This window comes from Lactobacillus sp. JM1, assembly GCF_009834385.1.
GTDB classification, from domain to species: domain Bacteria; phylum Bacillota; class Bacilli; order Lactobacillales; family Lactobacillaceae; genus Lactobacillus; species Lactobacillus paragasseri.
The window spans coordinates 1,875,805-1,902,381 of record NZ_CP044412.1; the positions used below are offsets into that span (position 1 = coordinate 1,875,805).

The 26,577-nt window shown below is 37.4% G+C and carries 21 protein-coding genes, 2 tRNA genes, 2 rRNA genes and 1 other annotated feature; of the genes, 6 read left to right on the forward strand and 19 right to left on the reverse strand.

Features of this window, described 5'->3' with window-relative positions:
- Positions 1-31: 31 nt before the first annotated feature.
- The 8 genes from F3I00_RS09580 to F3I00_RS09615 all read right to left on the reverse strand — a co-directional run bounded on the left by F3I00_RS09580 (position 32) and on the right by F3I00_RS09615 (position 11,511).
- Positions 32-2,937 (reverse strand): 23S ribosomal RNA (locus F3I00_RS09580).
- A 126-nt stretch (positions 2,938-3,063) separates the two neighbouring features.
- A tRNA-Ala gene (locus tag F3I00_RS09585) sits at positions 3,064-3,136 on the reverse strand.
- Between the two features lie 33 nt (positions 3,137-3,169).
- Positions 3,170-3,243, reverse strand: a tRNA-Ile gene (locus F3I00_RS09590).
- A gap of 142 nt (positions 3,244-3,385) precedes the next feature.
- Positions 3,386-4,958, reverse strand: a 16S ribosomal RNA gene (locus F3I00_RS09595).
- Together the 16S and 23S rRNA genes with 2 tRNA genes alongside form the textbook arrangement of a ribosomal RNA operon.
- Positions 4,959-5,383: 425 nt before the next feature.
- Entirely contained in the window at positions 5,384-6,784 is a 1,401-nt protein-coding gene (locus tag F3I00_RS09600; RefSeq protein ID WP_020807619.1) for an APC family permease, read from the reverse strand.
- A 132-nt stretch (positions 6,785-6,916) separates the two neighbouring features.
- Positions 6,917-9,034, reverse strand: a complete 2,118-nt coding sequence (locus tag F3I00_RS09605) for an ATP-dependent Clp protease ATP-binding subunit (RefSeq protein ID WP_020807620.1) — start codon at positions 9,032-9,034, stop codon at positions 6,917-6,919.
- A gap of 253 nt (positions 9,035-9,287) precedes the next feature.
- Entirely contained in the window at positions 9,288-10,202 is a 915-nt protein-coding gene (locus tag F3I00_RS09610; protein WP_003649833.1) for an alpha/beta hydrolase, read from the reverse strand.
- On the reverse strand, positions 10,192-11,511 hold the full coding sequence (locus F3I00_RS09615) for a PTS transporter subunit EIIC (RefSeq protein WP_024272987.1): 1,320 nt from the start codon (positions 11,509-11,511) through the stop codon (positions 10,192-10,194). Before F3I00_RS09615 ends, F3I00_RS09610 begins: the two co-directional genes overlap by 11 nt.
- Positions 11,512-11,678: 167 nt before the next feature.
- On the opposite strand from F3I00_RS09615, the gene F3I00_RS09620 reads away from it, so the two are divergent.
- Positions 11,679-11,915 (forward strand): hypothetical protein, encoded by a 237-nt coding sequence (locus F3I00_RS09620; RefSeq protein ID WP_003649831.1) that lies wholly within the window; start codon positions 11,679-11,681, stop codon positions 11,913-11,915.
- A gap of 117 nt (positions 11,916-12,032) precedes the next feature.
- A complete protein-coding gene (locus F3I00_RS09625; protein ID WP_003650907.1) occupies positions 12,033-13,232 on the forward strand; it encodes an MFS transporter in 1,200 nt (399 codons plus the stop codon).
- 238 nt (positions 13,233-13,470) lie between these two features.
- Here F3I00_RS09625 and F3I00_RS09630 read toward each other — a convergent pair whose 3' ends face one another.
- The 11 genes from F3I00_RS09630 to F3I00_RS09680 form a co-directional block, all read right to left on the reverse strand.
- Positions 13,471-14,397, reverse strand: coding sequence for a serine hydrolase (locus F3I00_RS09630; RefSeq protein WP_020807622.1), 927 nt, complete (start codon positions 14,395-14,397; stop codon positions 13,471-13,473).
- 26 nt (positions 14,398-14,423) lie between these two features.
- Complete coding sequence (dltD, locus tag F3I00_RS09635; RefSeq protein ID WP_003650905.1) at positions 14,424-15,725, reverse strand: D-alanyl-lipoteichoic acid biosynthesis protein DltD; 1,302 nt, start codon at positions 15,723-15,725, stop codon at positions 14,424-14,426.
- A complete protein-coding gene (dltC, locus tag F3I00_RS09640; RefSeq protein ID WP_003648200.1) occupies positions 15,718-15,957 on the reverse strand; it encodes a D-alanine--poly(phosphoribitol) ligase subunit DltC in 240 nt (79 codons plus the stop codon). Before dltC ends, dltD begins: the two co-directional genes overlap by 8 nt.
- A 30-nt stretch (positions 15,958-15,987) precedes the next feature.
- Positions 15,988-17,211, reverse strand: coding sequence for a D-alanyl-lipoteichoic acid biosynthesis protein DltB (gene dltB / locus F3I00_RS09645; RefSeq protein ID WP_003649826.1), 1,224 nt, complete (start codon positions 17,209-17,211; stop codon positions 15,988-15,990).
- Complete coding sequence (gene dltA / locus F3I00_RS09650; protein WP_003649825.1) at positions 17,208-18,716, reverse strand: D-alanine--poly(phosphoribitol) ligase subunit DltA; 1,509 nt, start codon at positions 18,714-18,716, stop codon at positions 17,208-17,210. Before dltA ends, dltB begins: the two co-directional genes overlap by 4 nt.
- A gap of 20 nt (positions 18,717-18,736) precedes the next feature.
- Entirely contained in the window at positions 18,737-18,895 is a 159-nt protein-coding gene (locus F3I00_RS09655) for a teichoic acid D-Ala incorporation-associated protein DltX (protein WP_003649824.1), read from the reverse strand.
- Positions 18,896-19,032: 137 nt separating this feature from the next.
- Positions 19,033-19,320 carry a hypothetical protein gene (locus tag F3I00_RS09660; protein WP_020807624.1) on the reverse strand — a complete coding sequence of 96 codons (288 nt, stop codon included), beginning with the start codon at positions 19,318-19,320 and terminating at the stop codon, positions 19,033-19,035.
- Between the two features lies 1 nt (position 19,321).
- Positions 19,322-20,473 (reverse strand): YncE family protein, encoded by a 1,152-nt coding sequence (locus F3I00_RS09665; RefSeq protein ID WP_020807625.1) that lies wholly within the window; start codon positions 20,471-20,473, stop codon positions 19,322-19,324.
- A gap of 354 nt (positions 20,474-20,827) precedes the next feature.
- Positions 20,828-21,139, reverse strand: a complete 312-nt coding sequence (locus F3I00_RS09670; RefSeq protein ID WP_020807626.1) for a hypothetical protein — start codon at positions 21,137-21,139, stop codon at positions 20,828-20,830.
- Positions 21,140-21,145: 6 nt separating this feature from the next.
- Positions 21,146-21,490 (reverse strand): hypothetical protein, encoded by a 345-nt coding sequence (locus tag F3I00_RS09675; RefSeq protein ID WP_020807627.1) that lies wholly within the window; start codon positions 21,488-21,490, stop codon positions 21,146-21,148.
- A 21-nt stretch (positions 21,491-21,511) separates the two neighbouring features.
- Positions 21,512-21,832 (reverse strand): hypothetical protein, encoded by a 321-nt coding sequence (locus F3I00_RS09680; protein WP_020807628.1) that lies wholly within the window; start codon positions 21,830-21,832, stop codon positions 21,512-21,514.
- 303 nt (positions 21,833-22,135) lie between these two features.
- On the opposite strand from F3I00_RS09680, the gene F3I00_RS09685 reads away from it, so the two are divergent.
- The 4 genes from F3I00_RS09685 to F3I00_RS09700 all read left to right on the forward strand — a co-directional run bounded on the left by F3I00_RS09685 (position 22,136) and on the right by F3I00_RS09700 (position 26,528).
- Positions 22,136-22,420, forward strand: coding sequence for a hypothetical protein (locus F3I00_RS09685; RefSeq protein WP_081275670.1), 285 nt, complete (start codon positions 22,136-22,138; stop codon positions 22,418-22,420).
- Between the two features lie 336 nt (positions 22,421-22,756).
- A complete protein-coding gene (gene cbpB, locus F3I00_RS09690) occupies positions 22,757-23,245 on the forward strand; it encodes a cyclic-di-AMP-binding protein CbpB (RefSeq protein WP_020807630.1) in 489 nt (162 codons plus the stop codon).
- A gap of 78 nt (positions 23,246-23,323) precedes the next feature.
- The gene (locus F3I00_RS09695) at positions 23,324-25,201 is read left to right on the forward strand and encodes a heavy metal translocating P-type ATPase (RefSeq protein WP_159311086.1); all 1,878 of its coding nucleotides are present in this window, start codon (positions 23,324-23,326) and stop codon (positions 25,199-25,201) included.
- Between the two features lie 67 nt (positions 25,202-25,268).
- Positions 25,269-25,319, forward strand: a sequence feature (sodium ion sensor (DUF1646 type); this cis-regulatory element may regulate processes involved in with the transportation of sodium ions).
- A 48-nt stretch (positions 25,320-25,367) separates the two neighbouring features.
- A complete protein-coding gene (locus F3I00_RS09700; protein ID WP_020807632.1) occupies positions 25,368-26,528 on the forward strand; it encodes a cation:proton antiporter in 1,161 nt (386 codons plus the stop codon).
- Positions 26,529-26,577 lie beyond the last annotated feature (49 nt).

Below are 26,577 nucleotides of genomic sequence, written 5' to 3' on the forward strand. Positions count from 1 at the left end.
AATATAATCTTCCGCTCTAAACCTTTGAGCTTTGGTCAAGTGCTCGACTGATTAGTACTAGTCCGCTCCACATATCGCTATGCTTCCACTCCTAGCCTATCTACCTCATCGTCTTTAAGGTGTCTTACTGCTTGCGCATCGGAAATCTCATCTTGAGGGGGGCTTCGCACTTAGATGCTTTCAGCGCTTATCCCTTCCATACATAGCTACCCAGCGATGCCTTTGGCAAGACAACTGGTACACCAGCGGTATGTCCATCCCGGTCCTCTCGTACTAAGGACAGCTCCTCTCAAATTTCCTACGCCCACGACGGATAGGGACCGAACTGTCTCACGACGTTCTGAACCCAGCTCGCGTGCCGCTTTAATGGGCGAACAGCCCAACCCTTGGGACCGACTTCAGCCCCAGGATGCGACGAGCCGACATCGAGGTGCCAAACCTCCCCGTCGATGTGAACTCTTGGGGGAGATAAGCCTGTTATCCCCAGGGTAGCTTTTATCCGTTGAGTGATGGCCTTTCCATGCAGTACCACCAGATCACTAAGCCCGACTTTCGTCCCTGCTCGAGGTGTACCTCTCGCAGTCAAGCTCCCTTATACCTTTACACTCTGCGAATGATTTCCAACCATTCTGAGGGAACCTTTGGGCGCCTCCGTTACATTTTAGGAGGCGACCGCCCCAGTCAAACTGCCCACCTGACACTGTCCTCCAGAACGCTCAGCTCTGCGAGTTAGAGGATCCATCAAACAAGGGTAGTATCCCAACATTGCCTCCAGTAAGACTAGCGTCCTACTTTCTCTGGCTCCTACCTATCCTGTACATGTTTAACAAATACTCAATATCAAGCTACAGTAAAGCTCCATGGGGTCTTTCCGTCCTGTCGCGGGTAACCCGCATCTTCACGGGTATTATAATTTCACCGAGTCTCTCGTTGAGACAGTGCCCAAATCATTACACCTTTCGTGCAGGTCGGAACTTACCCGACAAGGAATTTCGCTACCTTAGGACCGTTATAGTTACGGCCGCCGTTTACTGGGGCTTCAATTCAAACCTTCGCTTGCGCTAAGCTCTCCTCTTAACCTTCCAGCACCGGGCAGGTGTCAGCACCTATACGTCATCTTACGATTTTGCAGATACCTGTGTTTTTGATAAACAGTTGTTTGGGCCTATTCACTGCGGCTGATCTTTTACCATCAGCACCCCTTCTCCCGAAGTTACGGGGTCATTTTGCCGAGTTCCTTAACGAGAGTTCTCTCGCTCACCTGAGTGTTCTCCACTCGACTACCTGTGTCGGTTTGCGGTACGGGTAAAATTGCTCTGGCTAGAAGCTTTTCTTGGCAGTGTGACATCATGACCTTCGCTACTTTGATTTCACTCCGCGTCACAGCTTGAAATCTAAACATAAGCATTTGACTCATCTTTTTTCTTACTGCTTGCACATGTTTTTCCAGCTACATGCGTCATTAGCCTCCTGCGTCCCTCCTTTGTTCTTATCGAACAATTTCAGTACAGGAATCTCTACCTGTTGTCCATCGGCTACGCCTCTCGGCCTTACCTTAGGTCCCGACTTACCCTGGGCGGACGAGCCTGCCCCAGGAAACCTTAGTCTTTCGGCGGATAGGATTCTCACCTATCTTTCGCTACTCATACCGGCATTCTCACTTCTAAGCGCTCCATTAGTCCTCTCGATCTAACTTCGCCGCTCTTAGAACGCTCTCCTACCACGCATATCCTTTGATATGCATCCACAGTTTCGGTACTATGCTTAGCCCCGGTACATTTTCGGCGCAGCGTCACTCGACTAGTGAGCTATTACGCACTCTTTAAATGGTGGCTGCTTCTAAGCCAACATCCTAGTTGTCTACGCAACTCCACATCCTTTTCCACTTAGCATAGATTTGGGGACCTTAACTGGTGATCTGGGCTGTTTCCCTTTCGACTACGGATCTTATCACTCGCAGTCTGACTCCCGTGCATTGATATCTGGCATTCGGAGTTTATCTGGATTCAGTAACCCCTGACGGGCCCCTAGTCCAAACAGCGCTCTACCTCCATTATCATTCACACGAGGCTAGCCCTAAAGCTATTTCGGAGAGAACCAGCTATCTCCAAGTTCGTTTGGAATTTCACCGCTACCCACAACTCATCCCCGCGATTTTTAACTCACGTGGGTTCGGTCCTCCAGCGTGTTTTACCACGCCTTCAACCTGGTCATGGGTAGGTCACTTGGTTTCGGGTCTACGTCATGATACTCTCTCGCCCTCTTCAGACTCGCTTTCGCTCCGGCTCCGTCTTTTCTGACTTAACCTTGCACCATAACGTAACTCGCCGGTTCATTCTACAAAAGGCACGCCATTACACTTTAATGTGCTTTGACTACTTGTAGGCACACGGTTTCAGGTTCTCTTTCACTCCCCTTCCGGGGTTCTTTTCACCTTTCCCTCACGGTACTGGTTCACTATCGGTCACTAGTTAGTATTTAGCCTTGCGAGATGGTCCTCGCGGTTTCAATCGGGATTCCTCGTGTCCCGACCTACTCAGGATCCTGCTAAGTCTCTCTGCAATTTCGCTTACGGGGCTCTCACCCTCTCTGGCTTATCTTTCCAGATAATTCTGCTATCGCTTCAAGTACTTTATTGCAGTCCTACTACCCCAACTGGCAAGCCAGCTGGTTTGGGCTCTTTCCTGTTCGCTCGCCGCTACTTGGGAAATCGATTTTTCTTTCTCTTCCTGCAGCTACTTAGATGTTTCAGTTCACTGCGTCTTCCTTCAACAGCCTTAACAGCTCTTGATAATACCTCGCGGTATTGGGTTCCCCCATTCGGATATCTCCGGATCATCGCTTACTTACTGCTCCCCGAAGCCTTTCGTGGTTCGTCACGTCCTTCATCGGCTTCTAGTGCCTAGGCATTCACCATGCGCCCTTTTCTACTTGACCTATTTCAAGTTGAGTTTCTCTCTCTTCTCGGTCGCTCTTCAATCTGTTTTTTTCGATTGTCTCGGTTTTTTGCTTTAGATTATATTCAGTTTTCAATGTACTAACCCTTGAGACACAAGGTCTCAATGGAGGCTAACGGGATCGAACCGATGACCTCCTGCGTGCAAAGCAGGCGCTCTCCCATCTGAGCTAAGCCCCCATCATTGCCTTTTATCAAAGCTTTCACTTTGAATGGGCCTAAATGGACTTGAACCATCGACCTCACGCTTATCAGGCGTGCGCTCTAACCAGCTGAGCTATAGGCCCGATTGTGCTTGGCTTGTTATTCAAGTTGTTTGAGGTAATACCCTCAAAACTAAACAAAGTTTCTCAGTGTGCTTCCGCTTGGCTTTCTCGATGACTTCTCTTTAGTGCTCTCGCACTCTCCATCATCTTTCGCCTTCCTTAGAAAGGAGGTGATCCAGCCGCAGGTTCTCCTACGGCTACCTTGTTACGACTTCACCCTAATCATCTGTCCTACCTTAGACGGCTGACTCCTATAAAGGTTATCCCACCGGCTTTGGGTGTTACAGACTCTCATGGTGTGACGGGCGGTGTGTACAAGGCCCGGGAACGTATTCACCGCGGCGTGCTGATCCGCGATTACTAGCGATTCCAGCTTCGTGTAGGCGAGTTGCAGCCTACAGTCCGAACTGAGAACGGCTTTCAGAGATCCGCTTGCCTTCGCAGGTTCGCTTCTCGTTGTACCGTCCATTGTAGCACGTGTGTAGCCCAGGTCATAAGGGGCATGATGACTTGACGTCATCCCCACCTTCCTCCGGTTTGTCACCGGCAGTCTCATTAGAGTGCCCAACTTAATGATGGCAACTAATGACAAGGGTTGCGCTCGTTGCGGGACTTAACCCAACATCTCACGACACGAGCTGACGACAGCCATGCACCACCTGTCTCAGCGTCCCCGAAGGGAACTCCTAATCTCTTAGGTTTGCACTGGATGTCAAGACCTGGTAAGGTTCTTCGCGTTGCTTCGAATTAAACCACATGCTCCACCGCTTGTGCGGGCCCCCGTCAATTCCTTTGAGTTTCAACCTTGCGGTCGTACTCCCCAGGCGGAGTGCTTAATGCGTTAGCTGCAGCACTGAGAGGCGGAAACCTCCCAACACTTAGCACTCATCGTTTACGGCATGGACTACCAGGGTATCTAATCCTGTTCGCTACCCATGCTTTCGAGCCTCAGCGTCAGTTGCAGACCAGAGAGCCGCCTTCGCCACTGGTGTTCTTCCATATATCTACGCATTCCACCGCTACACATGGAGTTCCACTCTCCTCTTCTGCACTCAAGTTCAACAGTTTCTGATGCAATTCTCCGGTTGAGCCGAAGGCTTTCACATCAGACTTATTGAACCGCCTGCACTCGCTTTACGCCCAATAAATCCGGACAACGCTTGCCACCTACGTATTACCGCGGCTGCTGGCACGTAGTTAGCCGTGACTTTCTAAGTAATTACCGTCAAATAAAGGCCAGTTACTACCTCTATCTTTCTTCACTACCAACAGAGCTTTACGAGCCGAAACCCTTCTTCACTCACGCGGCGTTGCTCCATCAGACTTGCGTCCATTGTGGAAGATTCCCTACTGCTGCCTCCCGTAGGAGTTTGGGCCGTGTCTCAGTCCCAATGTGGCCGATCAGTCTCTCAACTCGGCTATGCATCATTGCCTTGGTAAGCCGTTACCTTACCAACTAGCTAATGCACCGCAGGTCCATCCAAGAGTGATAGCAGAACCATCTTTTAAACTCTAGACATGCGTCTAGTGTTGTTATCCGGTATTAGCATCTGTTTCCAGGTGTTATCCCAGTCTCTTGGGCAGGTTACCCACGTGTTACTCACCCGTCCGCCGCTCGCTTGTATCTAGTTTCATTTGGTGCAAGCACCAAATTCATCTAGGCAAGCTCGCTCGACTTGCATGTATTAGGCACGCCGCCAGCGTTCGTCCTGAGCCAGGATCAAACTCTCATTTTCCTTCTTGAAAATGAGCTTTTTATCGTTTAGCTCTAAAACTTTCTTTGAGTTATCTCAAATTTATTGCTTGCGAATTGACTTCGCTTTTGTTTGGGATTTTTATATCCCGCACACTTTCAGCGAAACTTTGTTCAGTTTTCAAGGTACTACCGTTGCCGTGTGACAACTTTTATATTATATCATGCCTCTTGAGTTTTGACAAGCTTTTTTCTCTTTCTCATCTCTCTCAAATGACAGCTTTATAATATTATCATCTTTCTGCTCTCTTGACAAGCTTCTCGCTTTGCCTCCTGGCTCTGCTTCTTGCTTGCCTCAAACAGCATGTATTACTTTACAGACTTTTCTCCTTTTCGTCAACCCCTTTTTTCTAAAAATTAGCAATATTTTTTTAGAGTGCTAAAAAAGGTCTCATTTTGTGAGACCTTTTATTGTTTTTGTAATTTAGAATGTCTTACACCATACGTTACATATACAACTATTCCAGCTATTAACCAAATTCCTACCATAATTTTTGTCATTTTTGGCAGCATCCAGATGAAATATACGCTCAGCAATCCAGATATTATTGGTAAAACCGGATAAAATGGCATTTTGAATCCATTATTTACAATATCTTTTCTATGACGAAGCGGAATAATTCCAAAAGATATTAAAGCAAAAGCAATTAAAGTGCCAGCATTTATTAAAGACGCTAATTCCATCAATGGGACTAACCCAGCAAAAATAGCTGCTACTATAGTAGAAACGATTACAGCATGATCAGGAATCATCTTTTTAGCATGTACACTCCCCATTGAGTCAGGTAATAATCCATCTCTTCCTAAAGCATAGAGTAATCTTGATCCACCTAGGAGCATTGTAATCATTGCCGTAAAAATTCCTACCAACGCCCCAACTGTGATTAACTTATTCCAAGCAGTTAATCCGACAACTTTTAGTGCATATGCCGCTGGATCGTCAACATTTAATCGCTTATAGTTGACCATCCCAGTCAAAACTAAAGAAAAACTAACATAAAGTAATACTGCAATAATTACTGTTCCCATAATTCCTTTAACTACATTTTTAGCAGGATCTTTAGTTTCAGCACTATTAGCTGCTAAAGCGTCAAAGCCAATGAAAGCAAAGAATACTGTCGCTGCTGCTGTAGAAATTCCACCCATTCCTAATGGCGGAGTTTGAAATTTCTTAGGATAAAAAGGAACATAATTTTCTGCCTTAATATAGAAAAGTCCAATCACAATAAACAAAATGATAATAGCAACCTTAATAATTACTGCTATGTTTTCTACCCGTTTCGATAAATTAGCGCCTTGATATAAAATTAGAGCTACAATCAAGACAATCAAGACTGCAGAAAGATTAATTACTCCGCCCTCCATTGGTCCCGCTTCAAGAGCCTTAGGCAAATGAATACCAATTGGCGCCAAAATATTATTATTAAAATAAGAAGCAAAACCTGTTGCTTCGGCAGAAACAGCCAAGAAATATTCTAATAGTAGTCCCCATCCGATTATCCAACCCACAATTTCTCCGTAAATCACTGAGCCAAAAGAATAAGCAGATCCAGCCACTGGCATAGCAGAGGAGAACTCAGCATATGCCATTCCAACCATACCAGAAACAATTGCCGCTAACAAAAACGAAATCGCAACAGCAGGTCCAGCATGTTGAGCAGCTTCATGACCAGGTAAAATAAAAATACCTGTTCCAATAACTGCCCCAATTCCCAATGCAACTAAATCACGTGCATTTAAATGTCTAGTTAAGCGAGAATCCGCTTTTAAAAAAGTATTTACTGGAACTTTCTTAAAGAAATTTTTCATTCCAATTCTCCTTAATTTATTTTTAATTATTATACCTGATTTTGTCGGGAATTCTACCCTATAATTAAAATTAATTAAAAAAAAGAGACGGTGAATTAATCCACCGTCTCTTTTCAAGCAAAATAGTATTAACTATTTATTTTCTTTTTTATCAGCTTTTTCAGCTTCTTTAACGTCTTTCTTTTCTTGTTCGCGTGTTTCTTTATCAAACAATACGTCTTCAAGTACTTCACCATTTAAGTATAAGTGCTTATCGTCGATGGTGAACTTAACTTCCTTAGTATCAGGCTTAGAAACAATTAACTTAGCAGCTGGGGTTTCAAGATCTTGTTCAACAACTCTTCTCAATGGACGAGCACCGAATTCTTTATCATATCCCTTCTTAGCCAAGTACTTCTTAGCATCAGCAGTAACATGAAGTTTGATGTTTCTCTTAGCAAGTGATTTCTCCATCTTAGCTAAGTAAAGATCTAAAATCTTAAGCATATCTTCGCTAGTCAATGAATTGAATGGCACAATTGCATCAAGACGGTTCAAGAATTCTGGTCTGAAGTAAACTTCAAGTGCCTTACGTAAAGCATCTTGATCGTCACCCTTAAGTAACTTATCAGAGTATCCAGCGTTTGAAGTCATGATGATGATAGTATCCTTGAAGGAAATTGTTCTACCTTGTGCGTCAGTCAAGCGGCCATCATCCATAATTTGAAGTAAGGCATTGAAGACTTGTGGGTTTGCCTTTTCAATTTCGTCAAGCAAGATCAAAGAATATGGTTGGTGACGAATCTTTTCAGTCAATTGTCCGCCTTCACCATAACCAACATAACCTGGTGCTGAACCAATTAACTTGTTAACAGCCATTTGGTCTTGGTATTCTGACATATCCAAACGTACTAAGGCATCAGCCTTACCGAACAACTTAATTGCTAACTGCTTAGCCAATTCAGTCTTACCAACACCAGTAGGACCAGTAAGTAAGAATGAACCAGTTGGACGGTTAGAATCCTTAAATACTTGCTTACGAGCAATTGCATCAGTGATGATATCAATGGCCTTATCTTGGTCAATGACAACCTTCTTCAAGTCAGCAGCTAAGTTAGCGTTCTTTTGAGCTTCATTTGCATTAATTTCACTCATTGGAATACCAGTCTTAGTTTGAATCAAAGAGTACATATCTTCTGGTGTAACTTTAAGTTCACTAGCTTTACCCGCAGTCTTGAGATCTTTCTTGAGGTCTTCAATTTCTTTCTTAAGCTTAGCAGCTTCATCATATTTTTCATTTTTAGCTGCTTCTGCCTTTTTACCTTCTAAGGCATGAATCTTATTCTTGATTGAAGTTTCATCCTTTTGATCCATCCCTAAGGACTTCTTAGCACCAGCTTCATCCATTAAATCAATGGCCTTATCTGGTAAATGACGATCATTGATGTAACGATTTGAAAGTTCAGCAGCAAGCTTTAATGCTTCTGGATCGTATTTTACATTGTGATACTTCTCATATCTTGGAGCTAAGCCTTTCAAAATTTGAACAGCATCTTCAATCGTTGGTTCTGGTACTTGAACTGGTTGGAATCTTCTAGCTAAAGCTGGATCCTTTTCGATTTGTTGGTACTCACTAGTAGTAGTTGCACCAATCAGACGAATTTCACCACTTGCTAATGCTGGTTTCAAAATATTAGCAGCATCCCCAGAATTGTTTTCTGAGTCAGTAGAACCTGCCCCAACAATATTATGTAATTCATCGATAAAGAGAATAACATTCTTGTCACCCTTAGCTTTATCAATAATCTTCTTTAATTTTTCTTCAAAACTACCACGAAGAGAAGTACCTGCAACTAACTCATTAATGTTCAACTCAATAATGTGGGCGTTCTTAAGTTTTTCAGGAACGTCTCCATCAACGATTCTTTGAGCTAAGCCTTCAACTACTGAAGTTTTACCAACACCAGCAGGTCCAGTTAAAACAGGATTGTTCTTCTTACGTCTACTTAAAATTTCAATAACTTGGTCAATAACAGCTGTACGTCCAATGACAGGATCATATTTACCCTTTTTAGCTTGTTCAGTTAAATCAACACCAATTGGCTTTTCCTTTTGTTGTTGGCCATTTTGTGCTCCTTGTTGAGGTGCTTGACCAGCACTATATCTCATTGGTTGTTGACCATTGGTCATTCTTCCATCATTGAAAAAGTCTCTGTTTAATTCATTAAACAAATCATCAAAATTGTAGTTTCCATTGTCAAAGTATGCCATGCTTTACACACTCCTCATATTCTCAAAAATTTTAGCACTTGTAACTAATGAGTGCTAACTACTCACATTTTTTATTATAACAGGTTATCCACAGAAAGCCAAATATTATATCATGTTTTTTCCACAGATTATTTTAATTTGTGAACAAAAGAAGCACAATACGCTATTCAAAGTGCATTGTGCTTAAATAATTTGTGAATTAATATGTCAGATTTGTTTCTAAATTATTTGTTTTTATTATTTTTCCAATCTTTTAATTATTTAACTTTTGGTCTTGCTTTTTTCGACTTCCTCTTGGTCTTTGACCATTTCCTTGCGTGTTATCTCCAATAGTGCTTTCAAGCAAGTATTGTTCAATTAGCTGAACTACTTGCTTATTCTGCGGCAATGATGAGTGCTGAGCATCAGCTCCAGTAACAGTCATCGTAGTATAATGTTTTACTTGATTTTGGAAAATATATTTTCCTGCAGCTACACTACTTTCTGGAACCAACCCATCAGATTCATAATTCTGTCCGCCTGATACAGAATATACATCTAAGTTCTGTGGTATTTTCTTTCGATTCTTAATAAAATCATTTAACATTTCAGTCTTATGATCAATATTACTTTCATTAAAGTTATACGGAGTACCTAAGGTCATTAATTTCTTGATCCGAATTTCATCACTATAATCGTCATAATAATTTTCTAGCCAATAAGTCCAAATCAATCCCCCATTAGAATGTCCAAAGGCCTTAAAATTATTAAATTTGTACTGCTGACTAAGTTGCGCAAATGCTTCATCAAACCAACCAGCTTGTTTTTTGATATTAGCATAGCCATCATGATTGTTTTCAAAACCTACAACAATAAAAGGCTCATTATCATTACGGTTGATTTTTCCACTATATTTCAGCGTTCCATCCTTTTTTACTTGAATTTTCAATAAACTATGCTTTTTAAAAGTATCTTTATTCAGTAAATTAACTAATTCATTAAATCGTTCAGTCGTAGCACTAGAGCCCGGAATCATAATGACTGGTGACATTTGTGATTTTCTTCTTTCAGCTAAATCATGATTGGCACTTTTGATCCAGAAAAAAGTAGGAATGGACAAAACTATTAAAAAAATAAATGTTCCTAGTAAAAGTAGGCGGTTTTTTGACACCCTTTTTTTATTTAACATGTTTATACCCCGCCTCCTTATCATTTAACAAATCAATTTCATCCTGGACATCCTTAGACATTTTAATGATCGGTAAATATAACAAAATATCCAAAGCAAAGAGTAACATCGAAAATACTAAAGCTTGCCACGTTCCATTTGTAGCAATAAATGCTACTAAGGGGCCTGGTGTGCCAGATAAGACATTATAAGCCGAAGCTGGAACCAAATGGACCGCAATCATGCTAGCAGCTAAAAGCATATTCATAACTGGCAAAATTACATATGGAAATAAAAATAGTGGATTAAGCATAATAGGTATACCTAGAAAAGCACCCTGATTAGAACCGAATAATGTCGGTATAAAGCTCCAGCGTGCCACTCTAACAATGCTGCTTTTTTTAATAAAAATTAAAATACCAATTAATAAAACTAAAGTTAAACCGCTACCGCCAAATTTTCCATAAGATTGATATAAAGAATTACCAATATAAGGATTAGGTACATTCCAGCTTGAACCATGAGTTAAAGCATAGTTCAGATTAGCAACATTAGTCGCACTATCGCTACCTGCCGTCAAAGATGCTAAAGGTTGACCAATTCCTAGCCAATTAAGTAGAAGTGCCAAGAGCAAGAAAGGAATAAATACTCCTAAGTTTAAATTATTCTGACCTTGACTTTGGAAAAATTGATAAAAATTAGTTGCTACTACACGCACATGCACCAAACTAGTTAAAATTCCAACTATTAAGCCAATTACCCAAGTTGCAAGCATTGGGCGGAAAGAATCAAAGGCTCTTTGCTTAATTTGCTGTGCACTCTCTGTATGCCGATGGTGATACTCAACTCCTAAAAATCTAAAAATAAGCCCAGTACCAAAACCTATTAAAAGGGCAAATAAAAAGCTATTAATATTTAAAAAACGCCAATTAAAAGAAAGCTGAAAATCTCTCGTGTCCCTAAAACGATACGCACACAAAAGCAACGCTAACATTCCTGAAACTCCAGCCATTTGAGCATCTTTTTGATAAAGACGAGCAGTATACTGAGCTGAAAAATAGGCGGTAAACAAACCAAAAGTGCCAAATATTACACTGGTAACGCCTTGACAGGAATACCATGCCGCATTAAACAAATGGTCAGGCAACCATTTATCAAAATAGAAAATATTTGATATCAAACTTGTAGGTGAAAAAACACTCTGCCATAAAAATTGGAAAATACTTCCGACAACGGCCAAAGGCATTAGCATCATCAAAGTTCGATCTGCCACTCTAAAAAACGCTAGTCTCCGAAGTCGAACGATAGTTTTAAAAATTATTTTCTCCATATTTCTCTAATCCTTAGTTCTTTAAGTCTAACCTTTAGTTTAAATTAAATATAAAAAGAAACCTATCATTTTTCATTAAAATATCGCAAAAAATACAAAATTCGGGAATCATTGACTCGATAAAGAACATGATATAATGATAAAGAAGATAACAAGGGAGAAAAATTATGGCTAAACGAAGTTTTTCTATTAATGATGAAACTGACCGTCTACTCAATTACTACTTAAATCGTTCCGAAAAGGATTGGGACTCAGTAATTAATGAAGCAATTAAATATTATATCTGCGATCATTTAACACAAAAGCAAGTTCATGAAGCAATAAAGCATACAGGAAAAGATGCTTTTCCAGCAGATGAAGTTCTTCGTAATTTTAATAGCAGCTGGATGAACGGCGATGCTTAATATGGATTGCATAAAAGACTATCTTAGGTCAAAATGAAAGTAGCATTATTAAAAAGAAGCTGACAAACGTCAGCTTCTTTTTATACGATAAATCTTAATTTAAAAGGAGGAACACCCATGTTAAAAAAGCATGCGCTAGACCCTATTAAGTTAATTTGGCTATTTGCTGGTTCTTTAATCATCAATACCGGCGTTAGTTTTATTTGGCCACTAACTACAATTTATATTCACAATTATCTTCATGAAACGCTTACTATAGCTGGTATTGTATTATTTATTAACTCAGCTTTTACAATGGTAGGAAATGCACTAGGTGGCTTTTTATTTGATAAGTGGCATCCATATCAAACGCTTTTAACTGGTGTAAGCATTTCTACACTATCCACTTTTTTATTAGTCCTCTTTCATGGCTGGCCAGCATATCCAATCTTGTTAATTACTCTAGGCTTAGGGAATGGGATCGTAGTTACTGGTCTAAATTCTATCGCTACTCTAATTAGGAGTCGAAATGCTTCTTATGTTTTTAATGTTTTATATTTTACACAAAACCTAGGACTAGTATTTGGCTCGTTAATGGTTGGATTTATTTTACCCTTTGGTATTACTTATATCTTTCTACTTGCTTTTATTATGTTTGCATTCTTAAGTATCGTGGTTTTTCTTGAATATCGCGGTTTAAATCAGGCTCATGCTGCAAAAGGTAAAAAAGTAGCTGAATCAGAATATCAAGAAAAAATTCCCTATGGTGCAAAAAAAGCTATTTTCTCTATCTTAATTTGTGTTCTAGCAGCGTGGATTGCATATGAGCAATGGAACTCGAACATTTCTTCCTACATGTTAGGCTTACATATGAGTGTGCGTTTATACAGTTTGCTTTGGACTTTAAATGCTGTTTTAATCGTACTCATTCAACCTCTTTTAACTTACTTCGACGATTGGCTAACTCAGCACTTACACGGTCGTTTATATATTGGCTTTAGTCTATTTGGACTAGCTTTCTTGTTGCTAATCGGAGCAAATCACTATTTCAGCTTTGTCTTAGCTATGGCTGTCCTTACTTGCGGAGAAATTTTAGCCTTTCCTGCTGTCTCCACTTTTGTTAATGATCGGGCAAGTAATAAAGATAAGGGAAAATATCAAGGTATCGTCCAATCAGTTACTTCAGCTGGTCGTGCTTTGGGACCACTAATTGGTGCCTTAGTAATTGATAATTTTTCTTACTTAGTTTTATTTATCTTTTGTACCATTCTAGTTTTAATTTCCGTCCTTCTATTTGCAATGATTAATGCCTATAACAAGAAAAAGATCGCTAAATAGCGATCTTTTATTTTATCTAATTTCATAAGAAAAGCCTAATTCCACCAACATCGGAATCAGGCTCACACAGTGTTAGGTACCGTTATTCTGACCAAATAAAAAGCGACGTTTTCGCTACCGTAGAAAACGCACTTTGTTACAACGGTACAGGTAAATCTTAGCACAGCAATCTTACTTACACAACCAGTTTTAGCGATGCTTAAATGGCAAAAAAGAGATGGAAAACATGTTTCCATCTCTATGAAGTAGCCTTTATCAAATTTTCCATAAGATCATTACACATCTGTCTTACTTTAAAATAATCCTTAACCGGATAATTAGACTGAATCACTAATACATCCCTTGTATCATTAGAAATTCGATAGTATGTTGTGTAACCATCTCCAGAACCATTTGAAGAATGAAAATCAGGGAAATTGTAAAAACCAGCATTATACTTAGCAGGATCAGAAGGAGTATAGGCTTTTTGTACTGAAGAAGGTTTGATTATTTCTCCATTTAAAATAGCACTAGTAGCTCGATACAGGTCTTTATTGGACATTACCAAGCATCCTGCTCCTAAGTCCCCATGTACCTTATCAGCTGAGATAAAGTGCGGGACTAAGTATCCCTGAGAGCTCTTTGTATAAGGGATTGCAACCTTAATTTGCTTATTCTTAGGAATATCCCAATAAAACTCAGTTTCAGACAGACCCAATTTTTTAATATAAGTATCTTTCACAAGGTTTTCATAAGAACGATGAGTTACTTTTTCCAAAATACCTGATAACAAAATGTAATTAATTGACGAATATACACGTTGATTATAGTGCCGTTTATCAAAAATTACATTGTGCTTGATGTCATACTTAATCCCTGCTTGGTTGTTTTTGAAGACAGGAGTTCCATAATTTGACTCATCTTTTCCTTGTAAACCAGCCTCCATAGTTAGAAGCTGCTCAATCGTTATTTGATTAGCATGCGGAACTTGAGGATAAAATTTCGATAATTTGTCACTAAGCTTTAGTTTCTTTCGCTCAACCTGTTTCATAACTAAAGTACCAGTAAAAACTTTATTGACTGAATTAATGAAAAAAGCAGTCTTCGGCGTATTACGCACTTTTTTACTGATATTAGCATAGCCAGTTGACTCATTAAGAATTACTTTATTATTCTTAATCGCCAAGACGTTACCAATAATTCCTGCCTGTGCTAGTTTTTTTTTATATCTGTCGCTACCTTACTTTTAGTATTTGGCATTTTTACGTCAGATTTATTACCCCAGGCTTTAGTGAAGTAGTAACTATCAAGTTTGTAATTAACCGGATGGTTCTTTTCTTCCATAAATGGCTTAACATATTGGTCTACTTTTAACCAACCGTTCCAGCCAAGGTGAATCGTATCTTCCATGAAGAACTTCTTTCCACCATCTTTTGATAAATCGGCGATATTGTTAAAGCCCTGAGAAGTAAGTTGTTTAGTAATTTTAGCAACGCACTCTTGATACATTGTTTGAGATAGGCCGGTGTACTTAGCCCATTTTTCATTAACAGGTGGAATAATAAACAGGACATTCACATGTTCATGAGCTAACTCATTTAATACTAATTCAAAGTCAGCATATTCTGGCGACTTAGTGTAGTCAAAGCTTCGCTGGGAATCTTTTAACTTCTTTAAGTGCTTATTATTTAGTTTCTTATCAAAGAAACCATTAGAAATACCGAATTTATTGTTCGTAGTACCTTGCTTACCTTGTTCATTAGCGAATTGACGCAAATTATCATATGCGTAAGTACCTGGTAATTTACCAGCTTCTTTTTGAATCTTAGGGATATTGTTAGTCATCCCTATAGAAGAAAAGAAGTTATCCTCATTAGCTAGCATTCGACGTCTAGCCTTCAAGTATAAGGTTTGATACTTAGACAGTTTTTGTCCTGAAGCTAATGTCATTAAGGCATACTTCGTAGTTTCACTAGCAGTGCCAGCAGGCATATCTAATAAACGTCTTGCAGCATAGCGCGTAGCAACACTATCTTTAGCACCTAAAATCCAGTCAACAGCTTGAAGCTGAGAAAAGTACATGCCAAAAGCAGCTGGATTTTGTCCCTGTTTAGTAAACCACTGCGGAGAAATAATAAATACAGCCTTCTTATTAGAAAGTTGATTTACTGTTTCTTGCATAGTGAAAAAGTGGGTTAATGATTGACTTCCCGGTCCTCCCAATAAGAAAGGTCGATAATTTCTCTTATATTTATAAGCTAAAACACTTGGGTGCAAAGCATCCATTCTTGATAATTCACTAGAGCCATAAAATGGAACATAGTTTTTTTCAAAAGCGGCTTGCTTAATTGATTGTCCCTTAAAAACAGTCTGAGATTGTGAAACTGAAGCTTTAAATAAAGCATTATCTGACTTTTCACCATTTTGCCATGGAATCAAAAATAAGATCACTAGCAAAATGAAAGCACAAAGAACTGGGCCAAAAATCTGCCACAGTTTGCGTTTATTACTCATTTCTTAAGCTTTCTACCTTTGCAATGATTTTATTTGGAGTGTCCCAATCTTCACGGTGAAATTCTGAAACTGGTGCAGTAACACCACATTTATCTTGTAATTCAAGTAACATTTGAACAGTTGCCATGGAATCTAACAAACCATTTTCAAAAATGTTTTCATCCATTTGATCACTTAAATCTTCACCAGTTAATTCATTTAAAATATCTAAAACAGCTTGCTTTGTATCCATAATTAAGAAAATCCTTTCAAAAATAATAAATTACTTCCAGCCAAACCATAATGTACTCAAGAAACCTGAGAAAATTAGGAAACTGAAACAAACAACATTAAATGTTAAGAAGATCGCAAACCACTTAGTAAACTTATTATGTGGAATTTGCTTACGGTGCTTGCGCTTAAATCTTAGCCAAATATCGTTGATGATAATTGCCAAAGCATGGTAAATACCATATACGATATAGTACCACGTTAAGCCATGCCAAAAGCCCATAATTAAGAAATCTACTAAATATGCGAGTTGCGATAATCTGATTCTATTCTTTACCAATTTATGCTTCATTGCAAAGAATGTAAAACGCATAAAGATAAAGTCACGGAACCAGAAAGATAGAGTCATATGCCATCTATTCCAGAAATCTTTAATATTTTGAGAAATAAATGGTTTATTAAAGTTCATCGGAGTTCTAATTCCCATGAAATATGAAGTACCTACAGCAAATAAAGAATATCCTGCAAAGTCAAAGAAGAGATACATACTGTAGCAATACATATAACCAAGAAGAGCCCAAGATAAACGTAGACCACCATTGGCTTGACCATAAAATAGTGCATCTCTAGCTAATTGCGGCAACCACAAAGTACCAAAGACATAACCAATAATAAATTTATACAAGAAACCTTGGAAAATATATCTTGTCCCAAATTTTAGGTTTTCAATATATTTGTCTCTCTCTGGCGCCTTATCATAGTCTTCCTTAAATCTCCGATAACGATCAATAGGACCTGAGGAAATAGTTGGGAAGAAGAGGAGGAATCTTGCATACGTAATTGGATCAACTTTTTTGATAGTTTTATCGCGAAGTTCCATAATAACTTGCACTGTCTTAAAAGTTAAATATGAAATTCCGAAGAATCCAATTAAATCAGCAGTCTTATTGTGTGCTAATGGTGCGATCTTTACCGCTGCTAAAGGCAAAATTGCTAAGATAACGGCTAAACAAAAAACAGAGGTCTTATTCTTTCCAGAATTAACATACTTTTGATAAGCAAAAGTAATTAAAAATTGGAAAATAATATATCCAATCAGTTGGACTCCCTGTATCCAGTCCTTACCATTAAACATCAAAAACAAGAATAGTAATGAAACGAAAGCTTCATAAGTCTTAAAGCGCCGACCATGATATAAACCAATAATTAATGGCAAAAGCGCAATAAAAAGAATGACGAAGTAACGCGGATTACTATATGGCTGAATGTTGATCACGCGTTATTTACCTCCTTAATTACTTGTTTAATATCTACCTTACCGTTTTGAGAAATTGGCATTTCATCACGATAGATAAAGCGTTGAGGAAGCATATATGGCATAATATCTTGACTTAAAGACTCACGTAGCTTTTTAGTCAATTCAGCATCATCGTACTTTTCTCGCACTCCATCAGCTAATTCAACTACAGCAACTAGTTGTTGAACCTTGTGGTCTTTATTGTACTTAGGAGCAACAACGCCATAACGCACTAATGGATTCTTGGCGAGATAGAAGTTAATTTCTTCTAGTTCAATACGATAGCCATTGAACTTAACTTGGAAATCTATTCTTCCGCGATAAAAGAGCATATCGCCATCTAAAAATCCTAAATCTCCAGTACGGTAGCTTGAATGCTCTCCGTCTTTAAAGAAAGCAGCCTTAGTCTTTTCTGGGTTATTTAAATAGCCTTTTGAAACACTAGGTCCCTCAATAATAACTTCGCCTTGATCCTTTTCTTCACCTTTTGAAGTATCAATTGAGATTTTAGTATCTTCTTTAGAAACACCAATTGGTAAGCGATCATACTTGCTCAAAATATCATCAGTAATTTCTACTTGAGTAACAGCAACAGTTGTTTCTGTAGGGCCGTAAGTGTTGAAAATATGACTATCTGGGAATTTCATCTTAAGCATTTTTGCTGTTTTATGACTTAATTCTTCACCGCAGAATAAAAAATGAGTTAATTCTGGGTGGTGCTTCGCGTCAAAAGTTGGATCTAAAAAGCTCATCTCTACAAATGATGGTGTTGAAACCCAGACATTAAATTTTAATTGTGGCAAAGTCTTAAATAACTGACCTAAGTTCTCAGTTACATCATGAGGTAACACTACTAACTTGCCACCTGCAGTTAAAGCAGGATATAAGCTCATGACAGATAAGTCAAAAGAGTATGGAGCTTGTGCTAAGAAACTAGGTTGATCTGGAAGTGAAAAGTCATTTAACTCCCAATTTACAAAGCTCAGCAAGTTATCATGGCTAATTTGCACACCCTTAGGTTTACCGGTAGTACCTGAAGTAAAGATAATATAGAAGTTATCATCCCCACTTACAAATTTACTTTGCTCAATCTCTGCGTGATTGTCAGAAACTTCCTCAGGAGTTAAAACTTTGATATTATCCATTTCAATTGGAAGCTTATCAATTGCAATTACCAAAGGTGATTCAGAAACTTCCTGAATCATTAATAAACGTTCACTATTAGAATAACTAGCAATTGGAATATAAGCATGTCCCGCTTTTACAGCACCAAGAAAACTGGCGATCATTTCAAAGGTTTGACCACCCCAAATCATTACTGGGGCTTTTTCGGGAAGATCTAATTCGCTAATCTTAGCTGCATATGCATCTGAGCGAGCTTTCAAGTCTCCATAAGTATTAGTTTCGCCAAGATAATCATAGGCGATCCGCTTTGGATCTTCAGTAGCAATTTGATCGATTGTCTTGATTACATCTTTAATCATTTAATGCGACCCTTTCAGTTCTAGAAATCTTTATAAATAAATTTTGCAGCCCCAATGCCGCTATATGAGTACAAGTAAACTAGCACTACAAGCACTGCAAAGTAAAAGAGAGTTTTGGCAATGAATAGGCCGATCTCTTTTTTCTTTGTATTATTTTGCTTATCTTTATTTTCTGCCATGCTTACACCTCGTAATCTTTTTTCTAAATTTTACAACATTGTTATAAAACAGGTTAACATTTTTACTATTTCTTAGAAAAATAGCATGAACAGAAGTAATTATACCAAAAATAGCCTTAGTTATGGATAGTTCACTATTATTGATTACGTTTTCTTTCAATAAAATAACCAATTCCTAAGAAAATAGTCGGTAAAATCGAAACAAACACTAACACTACTAAGATTACCTTTAAAAGCCAATCAGGATTTTCCCACTTTTTATCATTGGCAGTTGCTAAAGCATAGGCCGAGAATAAAACAATTGTAATAAGGTTTATTAAAAACAAGCTGCTATGCGAATATTGATACAGCATTAAAACACTACTTCCTGATATCAAGCCACTCCAGCCTGCTAATCGTACCCAAAAAGCTATCTTCTTAACCATTTTAACCCCCTAATAAGGCATTAATATTTGCTGATAAAATTCGATCGACAATCATAATTTGATCACGTGCATAAGCCTTTGCACCAGATTCAAATAACATTAATAGCTGACCATTTTGAACATAAATTTGTTCTAAATATGGCGGCATAACTACAACTTTTTCTGCATTTCCTTCATCTAGATAGATTAAAGCTGAAATTGGGAAAAAGTATAACTTAGAATCCTTGCTTCCATAAGACTGACTCAAAATAATCCAATTTTGATAAAAGGCAATTCCTTGAATCTGTCGATCCATTGAGGCACTTCCAGAACCTAAGGCCCAAGATACTTGACCAGTTACTGCCTTAATTTGGTCACTAGTGATTGTTCCCTTAAAGTTCCCTGAACGAGCAATAGGATAACTAGCAATTTGTCCTTGTCCATCTGTATTAAAAAAGCCAACAAACAATTGATTATCATAATAAGTTACACAAGATGCTCTTTCAATCGTTGGCAAAGCAATGACATTGTCATATTGAATAGGTTGCTTTTTCTTATTATAACTGTATTTCTCTAGTTTCTTTAATGAAAAAGACATTAGGGCCGAAGAATCATCTTGACTACCTGTTACCCAAATATTTTTAGCAGTTGGATCATAAGCAATACCACCTAAATGCGGAGATCCAGAAACCTGAATAGTCTTCAAATATTTACCAGTTTTTTTATCTAAACAGTAAATAACTGAGCGATGATTATGTGTTGAATCGTAAGCTGTAATTAATAAGTACTTCCCCGCTACAGTTAATCCTTGAGGAGTCATCGAATCTGCGTCTGTAATTTTCTTTTTATTGAAATCATAGCTTGGCGTTACAACTTGTCCTGGGATTACGACACTGCTACCAATTTTACTAGCACGTGGCGTTTCATATGCTGCACTATAGACATCAGGATACTTTTCATTCAATAACTTCTTAAAGTAAGCCAAATTATGATGACCTGGGCTAATGCTTGTGCCATCCTTTGCCTTTTCTACATCAGGTCTAGAAGTAAACGTTGCTTTTGCCTGTTCTCGCTTTTGATATTGCTGATAGCCATAGTAACCGCCATAACTAGCCCCAGCAATAATTGCCAAAATTAAGATTAGTTTAAACAGAATCTTTAAAAATCTTTTCATTAGCTTTCCCTACCTAATAAACAACTTCCTTAATTCGATATTATACCTGAACAGTCCATTTACTATATGAAAATAAAAAATTAAGCAAGTATATTATATTTGGTTCTAGTTTGTACTATAATATATTAATTGTAGTAGTGGATTAATAATAATTCACTGCTATTAGCATTAACATCCAACTTTTTATTTTCATTCTTACTCCTCCAAGTAGATTGAATAATAACAAGATTAGCTTAAAGGCTGATTATCTATCTTTGAAACGACTTATGCACTTCCCAGCATAGGTCGTTTTCTTTTTAACGCATTAAAAAAAGAATCCTGATTATGGATTCTCTTTTCTTGTACTGATGATTATTAAGGGAATGGAATGAAATTAAGTAAGTTACCGTCTTTAGTATATCTTTGATAGGTGGCATCCCTCAATTTATTCCAAACCTTACTTTGAAAAGTATTCAAATTTAAGACATTAAACGCCATTAAATTTTCAACTAAACTAACAACATCAAATAATTGCGATGTTAAAGCAACAGCATGATATTTTCCTGTTTTCAAGTTAGCTACTGTCTCATTTATTCGATCAACTATTTGAACAACGTTAGGATTATTTTCAGCGGTTAAGCTTAACTGGAATGCTTCAAGCAAGCTGATATATTCTTGTGTATTCATCAGTTCTCACCAGACACCAAATTGATTAATTAATTTGAATATTATTTCGTTCTTTTGCAATTTTTCATCTGTTGGATGCACAAACAAATTCCATGCTTCAGATTGTTTTTTGGAAAAACGCAGTCCTCTAAAAGCAAGTGCATCATTAATGTAGCTCATTGTTTTTCCAACTCGAACAGATAAGGTTATTCCCTCATACTTCTTATTCTGTAAATCAGATATTGTTTCATCAATAACTTGATATAATTCAGCAAAATCAGTAAATTTATTTAAATCTCCATATGGCTCATGCTTTAATTGATATTCTAAATTTTTAAGCAATACAATTGCTTCTTTAACCTTTGCTTCCATCCTTACTCACCAAGACTAGAATTAATTCACTCCAAACGCTCCAGAAAATCCCAAAGCATTCCTATCCTGTGAATAACTCTGATACGACTTTTCCTTTAATCTATTCCAAGCTTTACTTTGATATGGATTCATTTTTAAGCCCTTGAACGCCATATCTTTATTTACTAAGTCTATTACTTCAAAAACCTCTTGTGTTAAAGCCATTGCATGATATTTTCCTGTTTTTAAATGAGCAATAGTTTCATTTATTTGATCAACTATTTGAACAACGTTAGGATTATTTTCAGCCGTCAAACTTAATCTGAACGCTTCAAGCAAGCTGATATATTCTTGATACTCCATTTTGACAATACCAACTTTCTAGCCTAGCAAAAAATATTATGTTTTGATCATGATAAAAGCGATTTCATTTATATATAAATTATATCATACCAATTTTCAGAATAATGATTTTCCCACTGGCAATATTATGCCAAAATACGTAGCATATTTGGCAACGAATCAACTTAAGCTTTATTCCTAATAAAAGACATACCAATCCTATATTTTTATTAAAAAATAATTGTATAAAGTCAGCTTTCATAATACGATTATCTTACAAAGAATAATTTCTAAATTTATTAAAATATACAGAAGGTGAAAAAGATGGTTTCTAAAGATGAAATTATTACTACAATGACCAGGTTAACTGACCTACTTAATGAAACAAATCCAAATTCAGAATTTACTAACTTTCTTACAGATAGTCTAACAACTATCAAATCAAGCAACGGTGTTGCTTTCACGGGTCAACTCCAATATTTCTTCAATCGCGTACCAGTTATAAAATTTTCTGATAATATCACTTTTACTCCTGAAGAAGAAAAGCTATACAATAAACTCCTCTCTCTAAATGAGTTAGGAAACAATCTTTGGAGCGCAAGTTTATAATTTATCCCAACTTCTTTAACAAATTTAACTTTTTTAATAAAAAACGTCACAATTTGTTCACATTTTCCCTCTAATATATAAACCATAGCAACGGGGGAAAACAAAAACCCCATCGCTATTAGCATTAACATCCAACTTTTTATTTTCATTCTTACTCCTCCAAGTAGATTGAATACATTTATCAGTCTTTGACTGATCCTATACTTATATATCTGAAATCCGCGTCTTTCCCAGCGCGGATTTTTTTGTGGGCTTATTTCCAAGACTTTCCTATAATAGAAGTGAAAGGGAATACAAATTTTAGAAATTAATTATTTAAGCATAGGAAGGATTATTATGTTCTCACCATCAATTCAATCCTTGATTGAAGAAAAAGCAGGCTCATTTATCATCCCTGCCTCCAGAATTGCATTCGTAGAAGATGAAAATCCACTCTACCATGCATTTTTAATTCTTACTAAAATGAAATACTCAAAAATTCCAGTTTTAGATAAGAATCAAAAAGTAGTTGGTTTAATTAGCTTATCAATGATTACAGATAAGATGCTAACGCCTGATAATATCGTTATCGAACCTTTATCAGACTTGAAAGTCAAAGACGTAATGCAAACAGACTTCGAAACGATCAATTTTGCCCATACTAATCTTGAAACGCAGCTGCATCTTTTAGTCGATAATCCTTTTATTCCAGTTGTAAATGACAACAATATTTTTCAAGGATTACTTACAAGAAGAGAATGGATTAAGGCGTTTAATTACGTAACTCATTCAATTGATGATAAATATGACATTACTAAAAAGAGCGATCCGAGCGAAGCAAGCTAAATTGCTTAAATTTAATCTATTAAGTGGTATAGTAATAATGTTTTAGTATTATTGTTAATTTAGTTGGAGGTAAAGCTAATGAGACATCAATGGAAATTTTTCACAATTCTCGGAATTGGTGTCATTGCAGCAATTTTAGACTTTCTGTGTGGAGCTCCTAAAATTGGTACATGGCCAATCTCAGGTATCTTAATTGATATCTTCGGAATTTTTATGGCAATTACAATGCTCCGTGAAATGATTCATACGCTTGAATCAGGACGCTGGGGTGTAGATATCTTAGCAATTATTGCCGTGATTTCAACAATGATTGTTGGCGACTATTGGGCAGCTTGGATGATTTTAATCATGCTTACCGGTGGTGACTCACTTGAAGATTACGCTACCAGTCAAGCAGACAAGGAACTACGTTCTTTATTACAAAACTCACCAAGAATTGCTGATAAGTTAGTCAATGGCAAGATTGAAGAAGTTAAAGTTGACGATTTAAAGATTGGCGACATTGTCTTAATTAAGCCAGGTAGTCAAGTTCCTGTTGATGGAGAAATCATTAAAGGTAATTCTAGTTTTGACCAATCTTCATTAACTGGTGAATCAGTTCCAGTAGATAAAAAAGTCGGCGATGACTTAATGTCAGGATCAATTAATGGGGATGCAGCAGTAGAAATGAAAGTTACTAAAGCTGCTAAAGATTCTGAATATCAATCAATCGTCGCCTTAGTTAAGTCTTCAGAAGCAAAACCTGCTAAATTCGTTAAAATGGCTGACCGCTACGCTGTACCATTTACCATTATTTCTTTAATTATTGGTATTGCAGCTATGATTACTTCTGCTGTAACTAATCCAGCACTAGGTTGGCAAGGTCACTTCTTACGTTTTGCACAAGTTATGGTTGTTGCTTCGCCTTGTCCATTGTTAATTGCTGCGCCAGTTGCAATGGTTTCAGGCATGAGTTCAATGTCGCGTAGCCACATTATTGTAAAGTCTGGTACTACGCTTGAAAAGTTATCTCGTACCCTAACTTTTGCTTTTGATAAAACCGGTACTTTAACCGAAAACCAACTAGTTATTGACCAAGTCGTTTTAGCAAAAGATAGCTCAATTTCAAAAGAAGAATTACAAGGTTTGGCAGCTAGCGTTGAACAACAATCAAGTCACGTTATCGCAACCTCATTAGTAAAGAGCACAGATAAAAACTTAATTAAACCAGTTACCAACTTAAAAGAGGCTACTGCTAAGGGTGTTAGCGGTGAAGTAGACGGTAAACTAGTAAAAGTTGGTAAACTTGCCTACGTTGATCCTGATCAAGAAAAAATCACAGTTCAATCAACAGCTGTCTTTGTTTCAATTGACAATAAATTTGCTGGATATATTACTTTCCAAGACCAAATCAGAAAAAACACCCCAGAAACAATCGCTCGTCTTCGCCGTCAAGGTATCAAGCAAATTATGATGCTGACTGGTGACCGTAGATCTGTAGCCGACAAAGTTGCTACAGAAGCCGGAATTAGAGAAAGCGAAGTTCACGCTGATTTGCTTCCTGCTCAAAAGATTCAGGCTATTAGAGATGTTAAACCTAATCTCAGACCAGTTGCCATGGTTGGAGATGGTGTTAATGACGCACCTAGTTTAATGGCTGCTGATGTTGGTATCGCTATGGGTGCTAAAGGTGCAACCGCTGCTAGCGAAAGTGCCGATGCAGTTATTATGGTTAATGATATTTCTAAAGTTAACGATGCTGTCGCAATTTCTAAACATACGATGAAAGTTGCCCACGTTGATATTATTACCGCAATTTGTATCGTTATCTTAATTGAATTGATTGCCTTTACCGGTATCATTCCAGCATTCTGGGGTGCAATTTTACAAGAAGTAGTCGACTTAGTTACTATCTTGCTTGCTCTTCTTGCTAAAACTAAGCCAACCAATCCTAAACAAACAGGATTAGAAAAATAAAAAAACTAGTTTGCAACCAAGAAAGTTTTTAGCTAAACTAAAATTTAGTTAAATATTTTTCATTAGTGGTTGGGTTTTATTTAAAACTTTCAAGATTTGCTTATTTGGGTCAATAAGCGCTTGAAAGTTTTTTATTTTGCCACAAAGTTATAGAAAGTTGAAAGAAATGCACTTTTTAGGAGAATTAATTTTAATTCTGCTGGCTACTACATTATTAGGACAACTTTTTTCTCGTCTTAATATGCCAGCAGTTATTGGTCAATTATTATCAGGAATCTTATTAGGACCAGCCATTTTAGGTCTAGTTAAGCCAAACGAAATCATTTCGCTCTTTTCAGAGTTTGGTGTAATTCTGTTGATGTTCTTAGCTGGGCTAGAAAGTAACTTAGAATTATTGAAGAAATATTTCAATCTAAGTTTCACTGTTGCTGGAATTGGCGTTATCCTACCAGTTTTCTTCATGGGAATTGCAAGCTACTTATTTGGAATGAACTTCCTTGAAGCCCTATTTATCGGAATTGTATTTGCGGCTACTAGTGTTTCAATTTCAGTTGTCGTGTTGCAAGAAGCTAATCAAATTCATACCCGAGCTGGTACAGCTATTCTAGGAGCAGCTGTGGTTGATGATATCTTAGCAGTAATTGTGCTTAGTTTATTTACTACCTTTAGTCATGAAGGCGGTAAAAGTGGTTTAACTAATAATTTCTTTCTTAATTTATTAATTGAAGTAATCTATTTTGTTGTAGTCTGGATTATCTTCAAATTCATCGCACCATATTTTATGAAATTAGCAGAAAAAATTGAAGTCGATTATGCTGTAGTTATTGGATCACTTGTACTTGCCTTATCAATGGCTTGGGCAGCTGACTTTGTAGGTTTAAGTGCGGTTGTAGGGGCCTTTTTTGGCGGTCTTGCAATCAGACAAACTCCGCAATATAAAGAAGTTCAATCTTCAGTTAGTGCAATTGGATATTCAATTTTTATTCCAGTATTTTTTGTAAATATTGGTCTTTCAATGACATTTGCTAGTTTTATTAAAGATATTTGGTTCATTATTGTAATGACAATTTTAGCTGTCGTATCTAAGTTCTGGGCTGGTAAATATTCAAGTGAATTATTTGGCTTTACCAAAAATGAGGGAAACATCGTTGGTGCTGGGATGGTATCACGTGGTGAAGTAGCCTTGATTGTTGCTCAAATCGGAATTACGCACCACCTCTTCCCAGAGGATATTTATTCAAGTTTAATCCTGGTAATTATTATCACCACTGTCCTCTCACCATTTATCTTGAACTACTACATTAAACGTAGCATAAAAAATCACTAAAATAAAAACGAATTAGCCGTTGATTTAATCAACAAATAGCTAATTCGTT

Bases quoted from the DNA above. Each gene is read 5' to 3' on its own strand.
- F3I00_RS09600 (WP_020807619.1), bottom strand. From the start codon at position 6,784: ATGAAAAATTTCTTTAAGAAAGTTCCAGTAAATACTTTTTTAAAAGCG.
- F3I00_RS09605 (WP_020807620.1), bottom strand. From the start codon at position 9,034: ATGGCATACTTTGACAATGGAAACTACAATTTTGATGATTTGTTTAAT.
- F3I00_RS09610 (WP_003649833.1), bottom strand. From the start codon at position 10,202: ATGTTAAATAAAAAAAGGGTGTCAAAAAACCGCCTACTTTTACTAGGA.
- F3I00_RS09615 (WP_024272987.1), bottom strand. From the start codon at position 11,511: ATGGAGAAAATAATTTTTAAAACTATCGTTCGACTTCGGAGACTAGCG.
- F3I00_RS09620 (WP_003649831.1), top strand. From the start codon at position 11,679: ATGGCTAAACGAAGTTTTTCTATTAATGATGAAACTGACCGTCTACTC.
- F3I00_RS09625 (WP_003650907.1), top strand. From the start codon at position 12,033: ATGTTAAAAAAGCATGCGCTAGACCCTATTAAGTTAATTTGGCTATTT.
- dltD (WP_003650905.1), bottom strand. From the start codon at position 15,725: ATGAGTAATAAACGCAAACTGTGGCAGATTTTTGGCCCAGTTCTTTGT.
- dltC (WP_003648200.1), bottom strand. From the start codon at position 15,957: ATGGATACAAAGCAAGCTGTTTTAGATATTTTAAATGAATTAACTGGT.
- dltA (WP_003649825.1), bottom strand. From the start codon at position 18,716: ATGATTAAAGATGTAATCAAGACAATCGATCAAATTGCTACTGAAGAT.
- F3I00_RS09655 (WP_003649824.1), bottom strand. From the start codon at position 18,895: ATGGCAGAAAATAAAGATAAGCAAAATAATACAAAGAAAAAAGAGATC.
- F3I00_RS09660 (WP_020807624.1), bottom strand. From the start codon at position 19,320: ATGGTTAAGAAGATAGCTTTTTGGGTACGATTAGCAGGCTGGAGTGGC.
- F3I00_RS09665 (WP_020807625.1), bottom strand. From the start codon at position 20,473: ATGAAAAGATTTTTAAAGATTCTGTTTAAACTAATCTTAATTTTGGCA.
- F3I00_RS09670 (WP_020807626.1), bottom strand. From the start codon at position 21,139: ATGAATACACAAGAATATATCAGCTTGCTTGAAGCATTCCAGTTAAGC.
- F3I00_RS09675 (WP_020807627.1), bottom strand. From the start codon at position 21,490: ATGGAAGCAAAGGTTAAAGAAGCAATTGTATTGCTTAAAAATTTAGAA.
- F3I00_RS09680 (WP_020807628.1), bottom strand. From the start codon at position 21,832: ATGGAGTATCAAGAATATATCAGCTTGCTTGAAGCGTTCAGATTAAGT.
- F3I00_RS09685 (WP_081275670.1), top strand. From the start codon at position 22,136: ATGGTTTCTAAAGATGAAATTATTACTACAATGACCAGGTTAACTGAC.
- cbpB (WP_020807630.1), top strand. From the start codon at position 22,757: ATGTTCTCACCATCAATTCAATCCTTGATTGAAGAAAAAGCAGGCTCA.
- F3I00_RS09695 (WP_159311086.1), top strand. From the start codon at position 23,324: ATGAGACATCAATGGAAATTTTTCACAATTCTCGGAATTGGTGTCATT.
- F3I00_RS09700 (WP_020807632.1), top strand. From the start codon at position 25,368: ATGCACTTTTTAGGAGAATTAATTTTAATTCTGCTGGCTACTACATTA.